Below are 21671 nucleotides of genomic sequence, written 5' to 3' on the forward strand. Positions count from 1 at the left end.
ACAATCCATGCGTCATCACCTTTCCGGCGATCAGGCCGAGGCGGATTGACCGGCATTTTAAAAAACAAACCAGTCAGCACACCAGGGCGCGGCTTTCACCGCGCCCATTTTCATCTCTCACTTGCCCCAGATTTTCTTGTAGGCTTCGCGATAGCCGTTATCGGGGTCGAAGCGGTTTTGCGGGCCGCCGTCATAAGCGATATTGTCTTTCGTAACCACATGCAGCGGCGAGAGATAGCCGGACCATTTTTCTCCGGCAAAGGCGCGGTTCAACTCGTCCACCAGTTGCCAGCCCTGCAGGTTCAGCGGTTCAGCCACGGTGACGGCCTGATATTGCCCCGCGCGGATGCGTTCATAGGCCGATTGCGAGCCATCGCCTGCCGCAACATTGGTCGGGCGGTCCGTGCCACCTTTGCCGGCAGCCGCCAGCGCCGGGCCCATGAAATCGAAATAGATGTCATTGATCGCCAGCGAATGGGTCCAGTCATCGCCGTATTTCTGCAGGAGCGAGGTGGTCAACTGCGGCATGCGCTGCGAGGTTTCGGCAATCGGCGTATCGACATACTCAAGCACCTTGCCGCCCAGCCGCTCGATTTCCTTCTTCATCGCGTCGGCCTTGGCAATGGCGATGGCATAGGTGGAATCGGTGAAGATGATCACGCCCGGCTTGCCCTTGGCATCGACAAAGGCCCAGTCGGCGGCGACTTTCGACACCTGCATGGCGTCAGTGCTGACATTGGCGAAGAGGCCATCCTTCTCATCCGGGCCGATCACCGGACCGGCATGCCAGGCAACCAGCGGAATTTTCGCCGCTTTCGCCTGCGCCAGCGAAGGAGCCTGTTCCACCGCATCGAAGCCGTCGATGATGATACCATCGGGTTTCAGCGCCAATGCCTGACCGAAGGCGGCGGTGCGCCCGCCAATCGAGCCTGCGCCATCGATCACTTTCACCGTCCAGCCGATCGCCTTGGCCGCTTCCTCCACGCCATTACTGACCCCGAGAATGCCGCCATTCTTCAGGTCTGCCGCCAGAACCACAATGGTCTTGCCGGTCGCGGCCTTGGGGCCGGTGGTCGGGCCGTCCCATTTTGTCACTTTCGAGGCGTATTTTTCCACCAGCGCCTTGGCGTCGCTCATCGGATCGGCGAAAGCCGTACCGCTCATCAGCACCAGCGATGCTGTGGCTGTGGTCTGCAAGAAATGCCTGCGTTTCATCTGTTATCCTCCCTCTTTGATTATCGGTGATGTCAAGCTTTTGGCGGCGGCGGCGCCATGCGCCCGGACAGGCTGCGGCGGCGCTGCGCGTAACCGGCAATGCCGATGGCCACCAGCAGGGTCACGCCGTTGAACAGCGGCTCGACATAGAAGGAACCGCCGAATTGCTGGATCCCGGCAATGCCGACCGCCAGAATGATCACGCCCGTCATCGTGCCCCAGACATTGACCCGCCCCGGTTTGATGGTGGTGGAGCCGAGAAAGGCCCCAACCAGCGCCGGCAGCAGATATTCAAGCCCCACACTCGCCTGGCCGATGCGCAGTTTCGAGGCCAGCAGCACGCCGGCAATCGCCGTCAGTGTGCCCGATGAGATGAACGCGCCCATGACGAAGCGCCGCACCGGAATACCGTTCAGGGCAGCGGCCTTGGGATTAGCGCCAATCGCATAGATGTAACGACCGATCGGCAGATATTCGAGCACGATCCAGAGCGCGAAGGCGAGCGCCAGCACGTAGAAGCCGGTGATCGGCAGGCCGAAGACCATGGTGCCGTTCAGGGCATAAAAACCCTGCGGCAACATGCCAACCACCTGTCGTCCACCGGTGTGCCAGAGGGCGATGGCATAAAGCACCGTGCCGGTGCCAAGCGTGGCGATGAAACTGTCGATCTGGGCAACCTCGACCAGAAGTCCGTTGAGAAAGCCGGTGAGCGCGCCGAGCCCGATGACGATCAGCACAGCCACCGGCCAGGGCAGGCCGAACATGGTTTGCAGGCTGATGGCGAGAATATGCCAGAGCACGATGCCATAACCGACCGTCAGATCGATGCGGCCCGCCGCCATCGGGATCATCGCCGCCAAAGACAGCATGGCGATGATCGTCTTGTCGGAAATGATCGAGCGCAGATTGAGCAGCGTCGGAAAGGTACGCGGCAACAGAATAGAGAACAGCACGATCAGCCCGACCGTCAGGATCACCAGACCATAAACCGGCAGAAGCCGCTGGATTTTCTGCATCAGGCTGAGGCCGGACAGTTCCGCCCGGGTCGGTTCAAGCGCATTGGATTCGATCGATTGCATGACATAGTCTCCCGAAAATCAGGCCGCTTCCGAGGCCGAGGCGGCGGAAATGACGGCCGATGTGGTCAGCGCCTGTCCTTTCAGTTCCCGCACGATCCGTCCGCGCGAAAACACCAGAGCACGGTGGCAGATATGGGCGATTTCCTCAAAATCGGTGGAAACGACGATGACGCCGAGGCCCTCCTCCACCGCATCGGCAATCAGCCGGTAAATCTCGGCTTTCGCCCCGACATCGACACCCGCTGTCGGGTCTTCGGCAATCAGCAGGCGGCGGCCCGTCGCAAGCCAGCGGCCCACCACAACCTTCTGCTGATTGCCACCGGACAGTGCCTCGATGGCCAGTGACTGATCATTGGGTCTGAGGCTCACACGGCTGCCGATGGACTCCGCCAGTTCCGTCTCGCGCTTTTGGGAAAGGAGAGAAAACAGGCCGCGACCGGAGGCTGACGGATTGAGAAAGGTGTTTTCCCTGAGGCTCAGCGCCATGGCGACCGATTCCTCGGTGCGGTCGCGGGCAATCAGACCGATGCCTGCAGCCATGGCGGTTTGCGGTGAACTGAGATCGGGACGTTCACCCCTGAGCTCAAACAGACCATGGGAGGGTTCGCAGCCGAACAGTGCCCGTCCGATCGCCTCCTGTCCCGCGCCGCGCAGACCGACAAGGCCAAGCAATTCGCCCTGGCGCACCTCAAAGCTCACCGGTCCGGCAGACCGGCAGCGGAAATCGCTGACCGAGGCGATCACGGGACCATCTTCCGGTTCGGCCTTGATGAACACCTTGTCGGCCTTCGCCCCGACAATCATGCGGATCAGCGCATCCGGCGTGGTGTCAGACACAGCCGTTTCGCCCACCAGACAGCCGTCTCGCAGCACCGCAACCCGGTCGGCAATGCGGAAAATCTCATCCAGCCGGTGCGAAACATAGATCATCGCCACGCCACGCGCTTTCAGGGGACGCAGCGCGGCAAAAAGCTTTTCCACCTCGTCGGCGGGCAGGCTTGCCGTCGGCTCGTCCAGCACCAGAATATCGGCCTCGACGGCAAGCGCACGCGCAATGGCGACCAGCGATTTTTCCGTCCGGCTCAGATCCATGACCCGGGTCGAGGGGTCGAAATCGCATCCGGCCAGATGCAGGGCTTCCGCCGTGCGGGCCTCGGTCGTCTTCCAGTCGATCAACCGGGCTTTCATGGAAAAGCCCTGGGCCAGACCGACATTTTCCGCCACCGTCATCCATTCGATCAGACCCAGATCCTGATGGATGAAGGCAACCGGCTGACGCTGGTTCGGTTTCGGCGGTCGATGGTGATAGGGCTTGCCGCGGAACAGGATCTCGCCGCCATCGGGGCGATAAATTCCGGCGAGCGTCTTGATCAGGGTGGATTTTCCAGCTCCGTTTTCACCGAGCAGCGCCAGAATTTCCCCGGCCTTCAACCCGAGCGACACGTCGGAGAGCGCGCGCGTGCCGCCGAAATCCTTGGTCACATGGCGAAATGCCAACAGCTCCTGTCCGTCCATCCGCTCCTCCCAAAGCCATGGCGAAATCCAATGAATGGAGGCTATGTTATCGATAACATTTCGTCAAGACCGCAGAGATGAATGTTGATCACAGGTGATGTCAGGAGGTTTTTTTCGACTTTGCCCGCATCAGATAGACAAGCAGGGGCGCACCAATCAGCGCCGAGACCAGGCCAGAGGGAATTTCATAGGGATAGGCCAGCATCCGGCCCAGCCAGTCGGCGCTCGTCATCAACAGTCCGCCGAAAAGCAGGGCGGCGATCATCTGGCTTTTGGCCCTGAGATAGCCCGCCTCCCGTGCCAGATGCGGAGCCATCAGGCCGATAAAGCTCAAGGGTCCGACGGAAAGAGTGGCCGCCGCACTGAGCAGCGCGGCAAGCGCCAGCAAAGCAAGCCGGGTTTGGACCAGCGGCACACCGAGTGCGACGGCCGCTTCGGGTCCAAGCGGCAGAAGATCGAGCCAGCGGCAGGTGAGAAAAGTCAGCGCCAGCAGCACAGCCGAGACACAGACGACGATGATGGCCGTTTCGACCGTGACCCCATAGGTCGAGCCGCTCATCCAGCGCAGAAGAAACATGGCGCGCGGATCGCCGGAGGCGCCGATCACGCCGATCACCGCTTCCACCATTGCCCCGACGGCAATGCCCGCCAGAAGCACACGTTCGGGCGCAAAACCGGAGCGGATGCCGAGTAGGAAAATCGCCGCCAGCACGGCAGAAGCCCCAAGAGCCGCCGTGCCGATCTGCATGCCGATGCCGGGGCTGGCGAGAAAGAAGACGGCAATGGTCACGCCGAAGGTGGCGCCCGAACTGATGCCCAGAACCTCGGGACTGGCCATTTCATTGCCGGTCAGCCGTTGCAGGATCACGCCCGCCGCCGCCAGCATCGCCCCGGAGACAAAGGCCGCCGTCACCCGCGGCAGGCGCAGCGGCATGATCTCGGCCCAGAGCGACGGCTCAAGCAGGCTCCAGCCGCCGGCAAGGGCACGACCGAGAAACACCGCCGCCAGAAGCAGCACGGCCCCGGCCAGCAGCCAGAGAAAGGGGTGCTTCAACGGCGGCTTGTGGCGATGCGCCGCCTCTGCCACGATCCGATGCCGCGCCTTCAGCCTGGGCAGCAGCACCAGAAGCAGCGGCGAGCCGAAAAGCGCCGTCACCGCCCCTGTCGGGATGAGGTCTGTGGTGGCATCGGTCAGCGCCATCAGGCAGGCATCGGCAGCGAACAGCAAGGCCCCACCGATCAGTGCCGACCAGAGCAGCAGGGCTCCGGTGCGCCGTGCGCCGGACAGCCGCGCCAGAGCCGGCGCGACAAGCCCGATAAAGCCGATCACCCCCACCGCGCTGACCACCAGCGCCGAAAGCGCCACAGCAATCGCCACAACCGCCACACGCAGATAGACGGTGCGCACCCCCAGGCCCGCAGCCCCCGCCTCGCCCAGTTCAACCAGTGCCAGCGGCCGCAGCAGCAGGCCGGAGAGCAGCGCCAGACCAGCAATTTTCGGTGCAAGCGAAAGAAACGGTACCCAGCTTTGCTGTGACAGCGACCCCGCCCCCCAGACGAACAGGCTGGCGAGATAGCGGTCTTTCAGCAGGGTCAGAACCATGGCGAGCGTGCCGCACCACAGACTGACCACCAGACCGGCCATGACCAGCGCAAAGGGGGAAAACTGCCGCCTTGCCCCGAGAAGAAACACCAGCGCGGCAGCAAGCGCACTGCCCGAAAGCGCCACAAGATCGCGGCTGACACCAATCAGCGAGGGGGCGGCCAGCAGCACGACGACCAGCGCCAGATGCGCGCCTGCCGAAACGCCGAGCGTGGTTGGCGAGGCCAGCGGGTTGCGCAGCGCCTGCTGGAACAGCGCGCCGGAAAGCGACAGCGCCGCCCCGCATAACAGCGCCATGGCCAGACGCGGCAGGGTGGAATAGACCATCACCATATGGGCGATATGCCCACCCGTGCCGGTCAATGCAGGCCAAAGCAGGGTCAGGGTGGCAAAAACCCCGAGCAAGGTGAGGCCAAGGGCAGCAACGGCGGGACCGGCATGGGCTTTGCGCTTTTGGATTTTCCCGGCAGGAATGGACAGTGTCATGCGGTTTGATCCAGATAATCGGTGATGATCCGGGCAAAGCGCAGCGCTTCATTGACCATGCCGAACATCAGCGTTGCCGGCAAAACGGCAAAATGGCCCGGACGGGAAAAGGGCAGGCTCTGCCAGAGCGGGCTTTCTTTCAGCACCGGCTCGACATCGTCCGGCACCGGTTCGAAAGCGATCAGCCTTGCATCGGGCGCTTTGGCGGCATGCGCCAGTTCCTCGATGCCGATGGTCTCGAACCCCCAGAAATTGCCCTTGTCCGCCCAGGCATTGGTCAGCCCGATGCGGGCGAGGACCTCGTGATAAAGCCCCGGATTGGTATAGACGCGCACATGGCGTGGATCGAGAAAATTGACGAGCGCCAACGGTGGCTGATGATGGCGGGACAACCGGTCGCGATAGCCGTCAAGCTCCTTGTCGGCCTTGTGCAGAAAGGCTGCCGCCGCCTCCTGCCTGCCGATCGCCACACCCAATTCCTGTGTCGTTGCATAGGCTTTCGGCAGGATCGCGCCGCCTTCGGGCGTATAGATTGCAGCGCGAAACACCGGCGCTATGGATTTCAGCCGCGGCAAAAGCGCATCGTTGAAGGCAGTGGTCAGGATCAGGTCCGGTTTCAGCGCGATCAGCGCCTCGAAATTGATTTCCCAGGAAGAGCCAAGATCGAGCACGCTCTCAGGCAATTTCGGCTCCACCACCCAGACATCCCAATCCTGCCGGGAGGCAACCGCCAGCGGCACCGTATCCAGCGCCAGAAGCGTCGAGGCCAGCCCGTAATCGAGGCAGACGATCCGTTGCGGCCGATCCTGGGCGCGGGCCGGCAGCGCCACGGCAGTCAAGGCTGACGCAGACAAAGCCAGAAGCGCGCGACGGCGAAGACGGACGAAACGATCAGCAGACATAGGCAAGCGGCCGCTCCAGCGCCGGAAGATGCATGACATCCATCTCGACGCCGTAAATCTGTTTCAGTGTCGGGGCGGTCATCAGGCCGGAGGCCTTGCCGCTCGCGATCAGGCGGCCACCTTTCAAGGCAAACAGACTGTCGCAGAAGCGCGCCGCCATGTTGATGTCGTGCAGCACGACGATGACGCTGAGCCCTTTGTCCTCGGACAGGCGGCGGACCAGCCCCAGAACTTCGATCTGATGGGCGATATCCAGCGCCGAGGTCGGCTCGTCCAGCAGCAGGCATTCACTGTCCTGTGCCACCAGCATGGCAATCCAGGCGCGCTGCCGCTCGCCGCCGGAAAGCGTGTCCACGGCGCGGTCTGCCATGGCCTCAAGATGGGTGAGTGACAGCGCCTCCTCGACCTTGTCGCGATCCCTGGCGGTAAAACGGCCAAGCGCCCCATGCCAGGGATAGCGCCCGCATTCCACCAGTTCACGCACACGCATGCCATGGGCACTGGTGACATCCTGCGGCAAATAGGCAACGCGGCGGGCAAACTCACGGGCGGCAAACTCAGTGACCGGCATGCCGGAAAAGCGGATTCCGCCTGTCGTGGCAACCTGCTGGCGGGCAAGAAGTTTCAGAAGCGTCGACTTGCCCGAACCGTTGTGACCGACAAGGCCACACACCTCGCCTTGCGGAAAGCGAATGGAAATGCCGCCGAGCAGATCCTTGCCGTCGACGGCAAAACCGAGTGCTTCCGTTTCAAAAACCGGTGCTGTCTGCATCAGGCCGATCTCCCGCCGTGAACGGCTTGCCGTGCCGCCTTAAAACATGATAGTAAAAGTCAACTATACTGGCTCCCGTCTCACCGCAAGAGCGTTTTTACGAAAAAGCACATGACCTATCTTCCCCGCATGACCAACCGGATCGATGGATTTTCCGTGGAGACGGGCCATCACCGCCGTTACTGGAACGGCATGGTCGCTGATGTCTGGAAGGTGGCCTGCCATGATGATGCAGGCGGTCGCTATATCAGCCACGATCCGCGTCTGTTCATCCTTCTGGACCGCAATTCTTCGGAAGAAGCGGTGCTGAGGCTCAGCGATACGGGCGGGCGCACCATCCACAATGGGGCCATTCGCGCCTTGCATTATATTCCGGCAGGGCTGGAGATGACGCTCAACCTGAATGGCATCCACAGTCTTTGCCATCTCGATCTGCATTTTGATGCCGACATCCTGCTGAAGCGTCTCGGGCCGGATGTGCCGCGTCATCATCTCGATGAGCCGCGTTATCTCATGCAGTCGCCGCGGCTTCTGGCGCTGTCCGACATGATTGCCGAGGAGGTGCGCAGCGCTCATCCCCTGCACGATCTTTATGGCGAAAGCCTCGTTACGGCACTCATCGTCGAAACACTGGCCGTTCCGGGGGCAGGCTTGCAACGCAAACGCAGCCGGCTTGCCGCATGGCAATTGCGCCGCGCCTGCGATTTCATCACAGAGCATGCCCTTCGCACCATCCGGCTGGATGAGCTTTCGACGCTGACCGGTCTTTCTCCGAGCTATTTCAGCCATGCCTTCAAGGCCTCCACAGGGCTTTCTCCGCATCAATGGCAGATGCGCGAACGGATCGAACGCGCCAAACAGCAGTTGAAAAATCCCGCCATCCCCCTGATTGCCATTGCCGAGGAGACCGGCTTTGCCGATCCGGCGCATTTTTCCCGCAGCTTCCGTCGGGCCGTCGGTCTTAGCCCTTCGCAATGGCGGCGTCAGTCTCTCTTGTGAGCCATAATCTCGACCCCTCCATAGATTTTTGGGGAAATGCCAGCAGGTTTACCCAAAATCCTTCAAGTTTCCTGCGATCGAGACAAGCGCGACCCAAAAACATGAGTTAGTTGCTCATGTATATTGACAGACCACGGGGTGCATGATGGGGCTCATGATCGAGACACGGAAAAAGCAATGGATCGGCGGTATCGCCCTTCTGGCCTTGAGCACAGGAAGCGGCGTCATTGCCGCTCATGCCGATGACACGGCGACGAATTTATCGACGATTACGGTTGATGGCCAGACAGAAACGGCAACCGGACCGGTCGAGGGCTATGTGGCAAAACGCAGCGCCACCGGTTCCAAGTCCGACACGCCGCTCAAAGACATCCCGCAATCGGTCTCCGTGGTCGGCACGCAGGAAATGGAAGATCGCGGCGTCACCAACAAGGTGGATGAGGCCCTGCGCTATACATCCGGCGTCTTCACCCAGCCCTTCGGCGCCGATGGCGACACCAACTGGTATTATATCCGTGGCTTCGATGCCACCCAGACCGGCACTTTCCTCGATGGGCTCAATCTCTGGAGCTATGGTTTCGCCGGCTTCCTCATCGATCCGGTGGCGCTGGAGCGGGTTGAAGTGCTGAAGGGACCGGCTTCAGTGCTCTATGGCGGCTCCAATCCCGGCGGCCTCGTCAACATGATCGGCAAACGCCCGACAGACGAAAAATTCCTGACAACGGAAACCGGCATCAACAATTACGGCAATGCCTATCTGACCTTCGACGGCGGCGATCAGATCAAGAACACGGATATGAGCTATCGTCTCACCGGCAAGATTGCCGGGGGCAATAAGGCCGCCGACGATACCAGCGATTTTCGCGGCGTGTTCATGCCGCAGCTGCAATGGTCGCCGGACGAAGGCACCAAGCTCAATGTCTATGCTTATTATTCCTATCTCGACCAGACATCCGGCACCAATGGCTTCTTTCCTTACGTCGGCACGGTGGAAAAAGCCTCCTTCGGCCGCATCGATCCCAATGCCAATTATGGCGAGCCCGACAGCGACTATAGCTATTCGCGGCAATTCATGCTCGGCGCGGATTTCAGCCATGATCTCGACAATGGCTGGACGCTGTCGCAAACCGCCCGCTACGGCTATCTCAACCGCTCGGAAAGCGCGCCCTATACCTATGGCTATTACGATCCGACGACCGGCAGCAATTATCTGCAAGAACCGACGAGTTCCGACGCCTATCTGACCCGGCTGGGCTTTGACCATCACACCGTGGTCAATTCCTTCGCGCTTGACAACCATCTGAACGGCAAGGTCGACACCGGTCCGGTGGACCATGATGTGACGGTCGGTATCGATTACAAATATTACAATCTCAACCAGATCCAGGCGAGCGCGCTCGATACGCCGATCAGCGCCACCAGTCCGGTCTATGGCGTGACCCAGCCCGCCAATGCCGTCTATCTGCATCAGGTGCTCGAACAGCATCAGCTCGGTCTTTACGGTCAGGACCAGATGCATTTCGGCGACGGCTGGATCGCCACGCTCAACGGGCGTTACGATTATGTCCACACCTCCTCCGACGACCGCACCGCGACCAATGCCGATTACACCGCCAACAACAATGCGCTGAGCGGACGCGCGGGCCTCGCCTATGAATTTGCAAACGGCGTGACGCCCTATGCCAGCGTCGCGACCTTCTTCAATCCACAGATCGGCGTCACCTCCGGCGCACCGCTGAAGCCGGAAGAAGGCGAGCAATATGAGGCAGGCGTCAAATATGAGCCGACCTCTTTCAGCGGTTCGCTCACCGCTTCCGTGTTCCAGATCAACAAACGCAACTGGACGGTGACCGATCCGCTGACCTTCCTTTCCAGCCAGATCGGCGAGGTGCAGTCCAAGGGGTTCGAGCTGGAAGGCAAGGTCGATCTTGGCGACAACTGGAAGGCGCTTGCCTCCTTCACCTATCAGCATCTGGAAATTACTCGGCATTCCGATGCCTCGCTGATCGGCAATTCGCCTTATCTCGTGCCGAAAGTGCTGGCTTCGGCCTGGCTGGACTACAGTTTTCCAGAAGGGATGCTGGAAGGCTTCAGCATCGGCGGCGGCGTGCGCTATCAGGGCTCGTCCTGGGCCGATTACGCCAATACAAAGAAAGTGCCGGATGCCACCCTGTTCGATGCGGCGATCCGCTACAACCGGAAAGACTGGGGGGCAGCACTCAATATCGGCAATCTCTTCGACAAGCGCTATGTCGCCGGATGCCAGACGACGCTGGTCTGCGGTTACGGCGAAGGCAGGACCGTAACCTTGAAGATTTCAAAACGCTGGTAAACCCTATGACCGCATCCGGCGACGCCACTGGCTTGGCGATTCGCCGGTCATGCGGCGAAACAGCCTGGAAAAATGGGCCTGATCGGCCATGCCACAGGCAAGCGCCACCTGCGCCAGCGACTCATCCGTTTCCTGAAGCAGGCGTTTCGCCCGCGCCAATCGTCGCGACAACACATAGGCATAGGGCGGCACACCGAAATGATGGCGAAAAGCCCGGCTGAAATGGCTGACGCTGAGACGGACCATGTCCGCCAGGTCCTCCATGCGGATCGGTTGATCGAGACAGGCATCGACATGCCGGGCGATTCGGTCCGCCTGCCAGGGCGCCAGACCATAACGCGCAAGGGTCGGCTTCAGCGTCGCCCTTCGGCACAGCGTCGACAACAGATGCTGGGCAGACACAATGCATTCCTGCATATGGGAAGGATCCGCCTCCGCCGAATGGCTCGCCTGTTCAAGCAAAAGCAGAATCTGCGCCGCCATATCACTGGAAAGCAGAACCGTGTCCGGCAAATCTCCGTTGCCTGAGAACATAAGGTCATTGATCGACATGATGGATACCTCTTGTCCCATGATCGCGAAAGACCATCTGCCGGCAGAAAAACAATCCATGATTGCAGTCCTGCCGCAGGTCAAAGTTATCAGGCTGAAGAGATTGACAGGAGTTAAGACCTGTTAAGTTCCGTAAGTCGGATGGTGACCCCCTTTACAGGCGGCGCATCTGGCCGGGCGTCATGCCATATAGCATACGGAAATGCCGGTTGAAATGGCTCTGATCGGCAAAACCGCAGGCAAGCGCAACCTCGGCCAGGGAGCGATCGCTGTGGCGAACGAGATCGCTGGCGCGTTCCAACCTCTGGCGCAACAGCCAGCGATGCGGCGTCTCGCCCAGCGTCTCGCGAAAGGCGCGGATGAAATAGCTGCGCGACAGGCCGCAGGCTGCGGCCACCTCGGCGATGGAAATGTCATTGTCCATATTGGCCATCAGCAGGTCGCGGGCGCGCCTTTCCTGCTGGCGCGACAACCGCCCGCCCCGTCGTGTCACCTGTTCTGGCAGAACCTGACCATCGCCATAGCGCGTCAGGAGATGGACGCCGATCGCATGCATGACATGATCGAGAAAAAGCATGTTGACGGACGCCCTTGCCTCCAGTGTCGGCGCCATGGCATGCATCAGATTGGCCAGAACCGTGTCCTGTTCTCCAGCAAAATTGCGTATGCCGATGCCGGATGGCAAATGATGCTCTTCGGCAAGCTGGCGCAGACAGGAAGACGTCATCTCCAGGAGCATGAAATCAAAGGCACCAGCCAGATCGGCTTTATAGTCCTCATCGAAATTGCGCAGATAAACATCGCCTGCGGCAAAGCCGTGGGACGATGAGGCACGTCCGTGAAAAATCCGTCTTTGATGGCCGGAACGCAGGCTGACACCAATCAGCAGCCCCCGATCCGAGGCGGGCATCAGCACCTGAGAGATCACATCCGAAGCTTTGCCCTTGCGATACAGGGTAAAATCGGGCCGGGAAAATTCCAGATCCGTGCCAAGCGCATGCGCCGAGCACCCCAGACCATCACGCTGGACAGACGCCACTGCTGCAGAAGAAAGGCTCATCTGTCATCACCATCGTCTATGGCCTTTACATTGAAAAGCCGCAAATCGCCAAAGCCGAGACGATCCGACAAGAAAAGCGCCTCCCAAGGCGTCATCCTGCCAGCCATCTGATCCACGACAACATCAAGGAACGGTCATGGCCATTACTGCCACTCCCACCCCCGGTTCACAACTCCTCTCGCCAAAGGATCATACCCTGATCCTGATCGACTTCCAGTCGCAAATGTCATTTGCCACAAAATCGATCGACGCCGTCAACCTGCGCAACAATGCTGCTCTGATCTCGCACGCGGCCAAGGGTTTTGGTGTTTCTTCGATTTTGACGACGGTTGCGGAAAAAAGCTTTTCCGGCCCGATGTTTGCCGAAATCACCGATGCCTTTGCCGGTCAGGCGCTGTTCGACCGCACGTCGATGAACACCTGGGAAGATGCCGCCGTCATCGAGGAAGTCAACCGCATCGGCAAGACGCGCATCGTGCTTGCCGGACTGTGGACGGGGGTTTGCATTGTCGGCCCGGCGCTCTCGGCCATCGAGCAGGGTTTCGAGGTCTATGTGATTGCCGACGCCTGTGGCGATGTGTCTGAAGAAGCGCATGATCGCGCCATGGACCGCATGGTGCAGGCGGGCGCACGCCCCATGACATCGCTGCAATATCTGCTTGAATTGCAGCGCGACTGGGCTCGTACCGAAACCTATGACATGACCACCGGTATCGCCAAGACCTATGGCGGCGCCTACGGCCTCGGCATCATCTACGCCAAAACCATGTTCGGCGCCTCCGAAGGCCATTGATCATCCTGAAGCAGTTCCCGGAACAGGGTGAGACCGTTTTCCCTCCAGAAGCCTATCAAAACAAACAGATAAACCGCTCAGCTCCCGGCTGAGCGGTCCATTCATCCTTTTGCCGGAGAAATACCATGAAAGTCTATCTCCTCTCGCTCGCAGCCGGTCTTCTGGTTGGTGTGATCTACAGCCTGATCAATGTGCGCTCGCCCGCCCCGCCGGTCGTGGCGCTGGTCGGTCTGCTCGGCATCCTCGTCGGTGAGCAGGTCGTGCCGACAGTGCGAAGCCTGATGGCCAACGAGCCCGCCGCCGTCTCCTGGCTGCACCAGATCAAACCACATGTCTTCGGTCATTTGCCCAAGGGTACGCGGCCTGAAGCCGCAGACGACAAGGCCTGACACGTTTCTCTCTTCCCTATTCATAAAAAGGTTCAAGCCATGCCCGGTTCCGCCTCCTTGCCTGAAACGGCCGATCTGATCCTGCATCGCGGCCTGATCACCACACTCGACCGCGTAAATCCCACCGCCAGCGCCGTGGCGATCAAGGATGGCGTCTTTCTGGCTGTCGGCAGCGACCGGGAGGTGATGGCCCATGCCGGGCCGGAGACGAAAATCATCGATCTCAAAGGCAGGCGTGTGTTGCCGGGCCTGATCGACAACCATACGCATGTTGTGCGCGGCGGGCTGAACTTCAACATGGAACTGCGCTGGGATGGGGTGCGCTCGCTGGCCGACGCCATGGATATGCTGAAGCGGCAGGTGGCGGTTACGCCCGCGCCGCAATGGGTGCGCATCGTTGGCGGCTTCACCGAGCATCAGTTCGTGGAAAAGCGGCTGCCAACCATTGAGGAAATCAATGCGGTGGCGCCCGATACGCCGGTGTTCCTGCTGCATCTTTATGATCGTGCGCTGCTGAATGCGGCCGCCCTGCGCGCCGTTGGCTATACGAAAGACACGCCCAATCCGCCGGGTGGTGAGATTACCCGCGATGGCAACGGCAACCCGACCGGCCTGCTGCTGGCCAAGCCCAATGCCGGTATTCTCTATGCGACGCTTGCCAAGGGGCCGAAACTGCCCTTCGATTATCAGGTCAACTCCACCCGTCACTTCATGCGTGAGCTGAACCGTCTCGGCGTGACCGGGGTGATCGATGCCGGTGGCGGCTTCCAGAATTATCCCGACGACTATGCCGTGATCCAGAAACTCTCCGACGAAGGACAGATGACGGTGCGGCTTGCCTATAACCTCTTCACCCAGAAGCCGAAGGGCGAGAAGGAAGACTTTCTCAACTGGACGAAATCGGTCACATACAAACAGGGCACCGATTATTTCCGCCACAATGGTGCGGGCGAAATGCTGGTGTTTTCCGCCGCCGATTTCGAGGATTTCCGCGAGCCGCGTCCGGATATGCCGCAGGAAATGGAAGGCGAGCTGGAAGAGGTCGTGCGTATTCTGGCGGAAAACCGCTGGCCATGGCGTCTGCACGCCACCTATGACGAAACCATCAGCCGTGCACTCGACGTCTTCGAAAAGGTCAATCAGGATCTTCCACTCGACGGACTGAACTGGTTCTTCGACCATGCCGAGACCATTTCCGACCAGTCGATCGACCGCATCGCCGCCCTTGGCGGTGGTATCGCCGTGCAGCATCGCATGGCCTATCAGGGCGAATATTTCGTCGAACGCTATGGCCATGGCGCGGCTGAGGCCACGCCACCAATCGCAAGAATGCTGGACAAGGGCGTCAAGGTCTCCGCCGGAACGGATGCGACCCGTGTCGCCTCCTATAACCCCTGGGTCTCGCTTGCCTGGATGGTGACGGGCAAGACTGTCGGCGGAATGCAGCTTTATCCACGCAGCAACTGCCTCGACCGCGAAACCGCACTCAGAATGTGGACGGAAAACGTCACCTGGTTTTCCAACGAGGAAGGAAAGAAAGGGCGGATCGAGAACGGCCAGTTTGCCGATCTCATCGTGCCGGACAAGGATTATTTCGCCTGTGCCGAAGACGAGATTTCCTTCCTCACCTCGGACCTGACCATGGTCGGCGGCAAAATCGTCTATGCGGGCGGTCCCTTCGTCCGTCTGGATGACAATCCGCTGCCACCCGCCATGCCCGACTGGTCGCCGGTGCGCAGCTTTGGTGGCTATGCCGCATGGGGTGAGCCCGAAGGGGCAGGCAAAAACTCGCTGCATCGGCGCCTGATCGCGGCCTGCGGCTGCGCCAACAGCTGCAATGTCCATGGCCATGCCCACGCCAATGCCTGGACCTCGAAACTGCCGATTGCCGATCTCAAGGGCTTTTTCGGTGCACTCGGCTGCGCCTGCTGGGCGGTGTAAGCCATGGGACCGAAAACCGCCCCCGCCTTTCTCTCCCGCAAGGCGATCCGCTGGACCGCCATGCTGGGTCTGACCGCCGCCTATCTTCAGGGTGGGCTCAACAAGCTCACGGATTTTCACGGTGCAATTGCGGAGATGAGCCATTTCGGCCTGCACCCGCAGCCGGTGTTCGCCGTTCTGGTGATACTCCTCGAACTCGGGGCCTCGCTGATGATCCTGACCGGCATTGGACGCTGGCTTGGTGCGCTTTTGCTGGCGGGTTTCACCCTGATGGCCACTTTCATTGCATTGCGCTTCTGGGAAATGCCGGTGGGCCCGGACCGGTTCATGGCGGCCAATGCGTTTTTTGAACATCTCGGTCTGGTCGGCGGCTTTCTGCTGATTGCCTGGACCGATGCCTCATCCCGAACAAACTAGGATTTTTCCATGCGCCAGTTACTGCTTCGCGGTATTGCCCTCGCCGCACTGACCACCTGCATCGGCACCGCAGCTCTTGCCAAAGGCCCGGCCTCTCCTGGTGTCGCGCCGCAATACGATACCACCCATGTCTATGTCGAAAGCGGCAAGGTCGATGCGTTCGTCAAAAGCTTTCTGGCAACCTTCGGTGGAGAAAGCACCAAACACGTGGTGGCGACAGTGACCCCCACCCCCAGCAAAACCACCTCGCAATTGCTGCTGACGCCTGCGGGCACCGTCTCGCTCTTCGGCTTCCAGACGCCAATCCCCGCGCCTTTCGGCACCGAGCGGACCGGCTATCTGGTCAAGGATATTGACAAGGCCGTGGAGAAAGCCCGCAAGTCGGGCGCAGAAATCGTGGTGGCCACCTTCCCCGACCCCATTGGCCGCGATGCGGTTATCCGCTGGCCGGGCGGCGTCAACATGCAGCTCTACTGGCACACCACCACGCCGCATTATCAGCCGCTCAAGACCATACCGGACAACCGGGTCTATCTATCGCCAGACCGCGCCAATGTCTTCGTCAAGGATTTTCTGGCCTTTTCCGCTGGCCGGATCGTCTCGGACGAGCGCAAGGCCAACGGGCTGGAAATCGGTCGCCCGAAGGATCATTTCCGTCGTATTCGTTTGACGTCAGCCTTCGGCAATATCGAGGTTCTGGTCACCGACGGACATCTGCCCTATCCTTACGGTCATGAGATGACCGGCTATGAGGTCGCCGATCTCAAAGACACGCTCACCAAGGCCGAAACGAGTGGTGCAACCATTCTTGTCCAACCCGTCACCGTCGAGGGGCGCCAATCGGCCATGGTCGAATTTCCGGGCGGCTATATCGCCGAAATCCATCAGCCGCTCGGCGCAGGAAAATAACCCAGATGAGCGATGATATTCGCTCTCTTCTGCCGCCTTCCTGCCGTGACACGCTTTTGGGTGGAGCAACTCTGGCGGCAGCGTCCGTCCTGACCACCCCACTTCAGGCAGCAACCGCAACCAATGTGAGAGGAACCACGATGTCGACCGGCTTTATCGAGACCAAAGACAAAACAAAAATCTTCTACAAGGACTGGGGTCCGAAAGACGCGCAGCCGATTGTGTTTTCCCATGGCTGGCCGCTTTCAGCCGATGCCTGGGACAATCAGATGCTGTTCTTTTCCCAGCAGGGCTATCGCGTCGTCGCCCATGACCGCCGCGGCCACGGCCGCTCCGACCAGCCCTTCACCGGCAACACCATGGACCAGTATGCCGACGATCTGGCCGAGGTGATCGAGGCGCTCGATCTCAAGAACATGGTGATGATCGGCCATTCCACCGGTGGTGGCGAAGTGGCGCATTATATCGGCCGTCATGGCAACAGGCGCGTCGCCAAGGCCGTGCTGGTCGGCGCCGTGCCGCCGATCATGCTGAAAAGTGCCAGCAATCCGGAAGGGGTGCCGATGGAGGTTTTCGACGATATACGCAAAGGCACGGCGGAAAACCGTTCGCAATTCTTCAAGGACCTGACGACACCATTTTACGGCTTCAACCGCGATGGCGTCAAAGACAATCCCGGCCTGCGCGACAGCTTCTGGCTGATGGGCATGCAGGGTGGCATCAAAGGGCATTATGATTGTATCCACGAATTTTCCGAGGTGGACTATACCGAGGATCTGAAGAAGATCGAGGTACCGACCCTGATCATTCACGGCGATGACGACCAGATCGTACCGGTCAAGGCGTCAGCGGAAAAATCCGCCAAGATTGTCAAACATGCGACGCTGAAGCTCTATCCGGGTGGTGCGCACGGTCTGGCCCAGATCGAGGCAGATAAATTCAACAAGGATGTTCTGGATTTCATTCGCGCCTGATACGTTTTCAGCCCCTGCCGGTTTCCGGCAGGGGTTTTTCATCTTCCATCAGAGACCGTCAGATGCCCTCGAAAAAACTCGCCCCCCTTCTCAGCCTCAATGCCGGCTATGTCGATACCGCCGGGTTTCTGGCGCTGCATGGCCTGTTTACCGCCCATGTCACCGGCAACTTCGTCACCATCGGGGCTGCCCTTGCCTTCGGCTCCAGCGGAGTGATCGCCAAGCTTCTGGCGCTGCCAGTCTTCTGTCTCACGATCTTTGTTGTTCGCCTCATCAGCATGACATTGTTTTCAAAATCGGAAACCAGTCTGCACACCCTGCTCTGGCTGAAACTGATCCTGCTGATCGCAGCCGGTGCTGAGGCGTTGACACTTGGACCTTTCGCCACAAGCGATACGCTTCCGGCCATCATCACCGGCATGACCTTCGTGGTCGCCATGGCCATTCAAAACGCTGTCCAGCGCATGCATCTGACAAAATCGCCGCCAACAACCCTGATGACCGGCTCGACAACGCAGATCATGATCGACCTTGCCGACCGCCTCAGGCTGAAAGGCACACGCCCCGATGACGAGATGATGTCACGCATGATGGGCATGCTGGCCAATGTCGGCGGCTTTGCCATTGGCTGCGCCATGGCCGCGCTTCTTTACACGAAAACCGGCATGAGCTGTTTCATCGTACCGCCACTGGCAGCAGCGCTCGCCCTTGTTCTGCGCAAGGACGCATAGGCCGCCCAGTCAAAGAGTGAGAGCATTTCACTGTTTCCGTGAAACAGTGAAATGCTTTCGAGTCAGGCCTTTTCACGGGCAGACGGCATCCTGCCCGACAGCTTTGGTCTTCCTGATGCTGTCGCCAAGGGAGCGATCGTCATTGGCGCCGGGCGCATAGCGGATTGTGCTTTGGGCAAAGATCGGCAGTTCCCTCAGGATCTGCGGGCTTTCCATGCCATTCAGGCTCTTGATCACCATGCCGAGACTGGTGAGATATTCTTCAAGACGCAAAAGATGGAAATAGAGCGGCGCGGCCAAAAACAGCAGCGTCAATGCCTGTTTTGCCTGAGCGGCATCCTCTTTGCCCCAGCCCAGAACAAGGCGTACATCGTCGATCAGATGACCGTTGCGGGCAAGAAAACAGGCCATGTCCATGCCGTACCACTGGTGTGAAAGGTCATGGAACAGGGCGATGAAATAAGCGGCGTAGCGCTTGCGACGCTCCTGTTCACTGCCCGAGGTCGCGAGTTTTTCCAGCCCATAGGCGCGGATCGACTGCAAAAGGCGCAAATGGCGCTCTCCGCACACATCGTCCACCACGACCAGCGATTTATCGACGAGGGCTGAAAGTTGATCGAGATTGCCGCTCTCGCCCATCACGGCCAGTGCTGCCTCCACGGAAAAACGGCCCGGAAACAGGCTGAGCGCCTGCAGGCAATCCTGCTCTGTCTGCGGCAAAAGATCATAGCTCCAGTCAATCGTAGCCTTCAGGCTTTTCTGCCGCGGCAGGGCGGTGCGCAAGCCCGTGGTCAGCAGATGGAAACGGTCAGAAAGCCCCTTTATGAGATTGTCGAGCCCCAGCATATCGAGCCTGGCCGCCGCCATTTCCAAGGCCAGCGGATTGCCATCCAGCTGGCGGCAAATCTCCGCCAGAACGGGCAGCTGCCGCTTCGGCACGGTAAAACCCTCCACTGTCGATCTCACCCGTTCAAGAAACAGACGGACCGAGGCGGAGGCAAGAATGGCATTCTCCCCATGCGGGCCATCGCGTTCCGGCAGGTCGAGCGGTGGCAGGCGGTGCACCCATTCTCCGGCAGCGCGCAGGGGCTCACGGCTGGTGGCCAGGACCGGCACGTCCATCGGCAAACGCCGCACATGCTCCGCCAGCATTGCCGCTGCCACAGCGACATGCTCGCAATTGTCGAGCAACAGCAGTTTTGGCTCTCCTGCAAAAAAACCGGCAAGTATTGCAGCAATCCCCGGCGGCTCCATGCCGCCACCCTCCAGCGCTGGCATGGACGCCGCACCGGCCTCGCCCAGAAGGGTGCCGACCAGCATGGGCAGGCCGGCATTGTCAGCAAGCCGTGAAAAATCGGCAAAGACAGGCTTCATCCCGCGCTGCAATGCCAGCCGGCCGGCAACTTCGACCGCAAGCCGGGTCTTGCCGATGCCGCCCGTGCCGGTCAGCGTGACAAATCCCCGTTCCGGCAGAACGGAAACCAGATGACGGATTGCCTGTTCCCGACCGATAATGCTCGTCACCGGCACCGGCAAGGCCGTGCTGAGGCCAAAGGGGCAAACCTGCCGTGTGCATGACTCGGATGCGGTCGCCTTGGGCCGCTCCACCGGCGCAACCAGGCGATATCCCCGGCCATTATCATTGAGAATGATGGGGCGGTTATTCCTGCCGCACCCCAGCAGACGGCGCAACGTGGAAAGATGCACCCTGAGTGCGGCTTCATCCACCTGTTGGCCCGGCCAGACGCGCTCTAAAAGCTCGGCTTTCGCCACCAGTTCACCCGGCCGTTCGGCAAGCGCAATCAGAATGTCAAGCGCACGACTGCCAATGCGCACCGGCGCGCCGTGCTCAAACAATGCCCGCTCTTCGATGTTGAGCAGGAATGACGAAAAAACCACCGCCCCTGTTGCATCTTTTGCCATCATGCTGTCACCCACATTCCACGGTAGCGGCGAGTGGTTTTCATGAATCCGACATTTGATCTCAACCGTTCCGCACATGGGAAGCAAATGTCATAATCAAACCACGCGTGCAGCGATCCAAAAGGCAGCTTCAGCCATGTTGGGATACATCGCTGTAAAAACAAAAATCTAAAGCATGTCCGCGTACGAGGATCATATTTTGGTTCTGATACCGGCCCGCACCCGTCAAGATCCAGACCTCGATGCGAAACGATGCATTTTGTCGTTTTCAGCAAGGCTGAACCACGTCATGGATAAAGCCTCAGGTGGCAAGCGGGATAGGATGAAAGTCTTCGGATTTGAACATTGTTGCGCTTGGCCGCATCGCGATCCGCCCGACAGACTACCGATGGTTTTCTTTTTTGGTGGTCGTGATCTGGAAAACCGCCAAACCGTTTTTGCTGACCATGTCTCATCTCTGCCGCGCAAGAGGGTGAGGGGTTTTGCGGTAATGCCTCACGACATAGCTCAATTTTTATAGAGCTTGCGCCAGAGCGAGGGAGGAAGGCCGACGGCCCGGACGAAACTGCGGCCCATATGGCTTTGATCGGCAAAGCCCAGCTCAGCGGCAATCTCAGCAATCGTCTGATCGCCCAGCAACAATTCCTTCGCCCTGCCGATCTTGTATTCCATCAGCCAGCGATAGGGCGTGACGCCGACGGTTTGGCGGAACGCGCGGATGAAATAGCTGCGCGACAGGCCGCAGACCGCGGCCAGCTCCGCCAGTGAAAAATCCTGGTTGTGGTGGGCACGGATGAAGTCCTTGGCCATAGCCTCCTGCCGGGCCGACAAAAGCCGCTGCAGCATTGGGCGGGCTTCCACAGTGCCATAGCGTTGCAGAAGATGCGACAGGATCGCCAGATGCAGTTGATCGAGAAACATCCGGTGCGCGCTTTCCGGCATCGCAAGAGCAGGCAGAAGCGCCTGGCTTAGCGCCAGCATGACAGGATCCTGGTTGCCCTGCTGCAGATGCAGCCCCACCGTTTCCGCCAGACCTAGAGCACGTCCAATGAACGCGGAATCGTTTTTGGGGATTCCTT

19 protein-coding genes are annotated in these 21671 nt (G+C 59.9%); 9 read left to right on the forward strand and 10 right to left on the reverse strand.

All coding sequences use genetic code 11. The features are described from left to right. Positions 1-117: 117 nt before the first annotated feature. The 6 genes from NAC44_RS20060 to NAC44_RS20085 all read right to left on the reverse strand — a co-directional run bounded on the left by NAC44_RS20060 (position 118) and on the right by NAC44_RS20085 (position 7572). Positions 118-1215 (reverse strand): ABC transporter substrate-binding protein, encoded by a 1098-nt coding sequence (locus NAC44_RS20060; RefSeq protein WP_250943347.1) that lies wholly within the window; start codon positions 1213-1215, stop codon positions 118-120. A 32-nt stretch (positions 1216-1247) separates the two neighbouring features. Continuing rightward, positions 1248-2294 carry an ABC transporter permease gene (locus tag NAC44_RS20065; RefSeq protein WP_250943348.1) on the reverse strand — a complete coding sequence of 349 codons (1047 nt, stop codon included), beginning with the start codon at positions 2292-2294 and terminating at the stop codon, positions 1248-1250. An 18-nt stretch (positions 2295-2312) separates the two neighbouring features. After that, on the reverse strand, positions 2313-3809 hold the full coding sequence (locus NAC44_RS20070; RefSeq protein ID WP_250943349.1) for a sugar ABC transporter ATP-binding protein: 1497 nt from the start codon (positions 3807-3809) through the stop codon (positions 2313-2315). Positions 3810-3909: 100 nt separating this feature from the next. Then, positions 3910-5898, reverse strand: a complete 1989-nt coding sequence (gene fhuB, locus NAC44_RS20075) for a Fe(3+)-hydroxamate ABC transporter permease FhuB (protein WP_250943350.1) — start codon at positions 5896-5898, stop codon at positions 3910-3912. Continuing rightward, on the reverse strand, positions 5895-6800 hold the full coding sequence (locus tag NAC44_RS20080) for an iron-siderophore ABC transporter substrate-binding protein (RefSeq protein WP_250943363.1): 906 nt from the start codon (positions 6798-6800) through the stop codon (positions 5895-5897). The genes fhuB and NAC44_RS20080 overlap by 4 nt, the downstream gene beginning before the upstream one ends. Further along, complete coding sequence (locus tag NAC44_RS20085; RefSeq protein ID WP_250943351.1) at positions 6790-7572, reverse strand: ATP-binding cassette domain-containing protein; 783 nt, start codon at positions 7570-7572, stop codon at positions 6790-6792. Before NAC44_RS20085 ends, NAC44_RS20080 begins: the two co-directional genes overlap by 11 nt. A 111-nt stretch (positions 7573-7683) precedes the next feature. On the opposite strand from NAC44_RS20085, the gene NAC44_RS20090 reads away from it, so the two are divergent. Beyond that, the gene (locus tag NAC44_RS20090) at positions 7684-8571 is read left to right on the forward strand and encodes a helix-turn-helix transcriptional regulator (protein WP_250943352.1); all 888 of its coding nucleotides are present in this window, start codon (positions 7684-7686) and stop codon (positions 8569-8571) included. A 154-nt stretch (positions 8572-8725) separates the two neighbouring features. Next, positions 8726-10903: a TonB-dependent siderophore receptor gene (locus NAC44_RS20095; RefSeq protein ID WP_250943353.1), complete on the forward strand. Its 2178-nt coding sequence runs from the start codon at positions 8726-8728 to the stop codon at positions 10901-10903. A gap of 3 nt (positions 10904-10906) precedes the next feature. Here NAC44_RS20095 and NAC44_RS20100 read toward each other — a convergent pair whose 3' ends face one another. Together NAC44_RS20100 and NAC44_RS20105 are read right to left on the reverse strand one after the other, a co-directional pair. Further along, positions 10907-11455, reverse strand: coding sequence for an AraC family transcriptional regulator (locus NAC44_RS20100; protein ID WP_250943354.1), 549 nt, complete (start codon positions 11453-11455; stop codon positions 10907-10909). Between the two features lie 154 nt (positions 11456-11609). Continuing rightward, complete coding sequence (locus tag NAC44_RS20105) at positions 11610-12515, reverse strand: AraC family transcriptional regulator (RefSeq protein WP_250943355.1); 906 nt, start codon at positions 12513-12515, stop codon at positions 11610-11612. A 142-nt stretch (positions 12516-12657) separates the two neighbouring features. On the opposite strand from NAC44_RS20105, the gene NAC44_RS20110 reads away from it, so the two are divergent. The 7 genes from NAC44_RS20110 (at position 12658) to NAC44_RS20140 (ending at position 18669) form a co-directional block, all read left to right on the forward strand. Then, positions 12658-13308: a hydrolase gene (locus NAC44_RS20110; protein ID WP_250943364.1), complete on the forward strand. Its 651-nt coding sequence runs from the start codon at positions 12658-12660 to the stop codon at positions 13306-13308. Between the two features lie 125 nt (positions 13309-13433). Further along, positions 13434-13697: a XapX domain-containing protein gene (locus tag NAC44_RS20115; RefSeq protein ID WP_250943356.1), complete on the forward strand. Its 264-nt coding sequence runs from the start codon at positions 13434-13436 to the stop codon at positions 13695-13697. Positions 13698-13736: 39 nt separating this feature from the next. After that, complete coding sequence (locus NAC44_RS20120; protein WP_250943357.1) at positions 13737-15638, forward strand: amidohydrolase; 1902 nt, start codon at positions 13737-13739, stop codon at positions 15636-15638. A 3-nt stretch (positions 15639-15641) separates the two neighbouring features. After that, on the forward strand, positions 15642-16055 hold the full coding sequence (locus NAC44_RS20125; RefSeq protein ID WP_250943358.1) for a DoxX family protein: 414 nt from the start codon (positions 15642-15644) through the stop codon (positions 16053-16055). A 9-nt stretch (positions 16056-16064) separates the two neighbouring features. Then, entirely contained in the window at positions 16065-16964 is a 900-nt protein-coding gene (locus NAC44_RS20130) for a VOC family protein (RefSeq protein WP_250943359.1), read from the forward strand. A gap of 140 nt (positions 16965-17104) precedes the next feature. Continuing rightward, positions 17105-17938 carry an alpha/beta fold hydrolase gene (locus tag NAC44_RS20135; protein ID WP_250943365.1) on the forward strand — a complete coding sequence of 278 codons (834 nt, stop codon included), beginning with the start codon at positions 17105-17107 and terminating at the stop codon, positions 17936-17938. A 62-nt stretch (positions 17939-18000) separates the two neighbouring features. Continuing rightward, positions 18001-18669 carry a YoaK family protein gene (locus NAC44_RS20140; protein WP_250943360.1) on the forward strand — a complete coding sequence of 223 codons (669 nt, stop codon included), beginning with the start codon at positions 18001-18003 and terminating at the stop codon, positions 18667-18669. Between the two features lie 72 nt (positions 18670-18741). On the opposite strand, the gene NAC44_RS20145 is transcribed toward NAC44_RS20140, so the two are convergent. After that, on the reverse strand, positions 18742-20595 hold the full coding sequence (locus tag NAC44_RS20145; RefSeq protein WP_250943361.1) for an ATP-binding protein: 1854 nt from the start codon (positions 20593-20595) through the stop codon (positions 18742-18744). 504 nt (positions 20596-21099) lie between these two features. Next, positions 21100-21671, reverse strand: a 572-nt coding sequence (locus NAC44_RS20150) for a helix-turn-helix domain-containing protein (protein WP_250943362.1), incomplete at its 5' end; no start/stop codon positions are given.

Origin of the sequence: Allorhizobium sonneratiae, from assembly GCF_023700755.1 — a bacterium.
Taxonomy (GTDB): domain Bacteria; phylum Pseudomonadota; class Alphaproteobacteria; order Rhizobiales; family Rhizobiaceae; genus Allorhizobium; species Allorhizobium sonneratiae.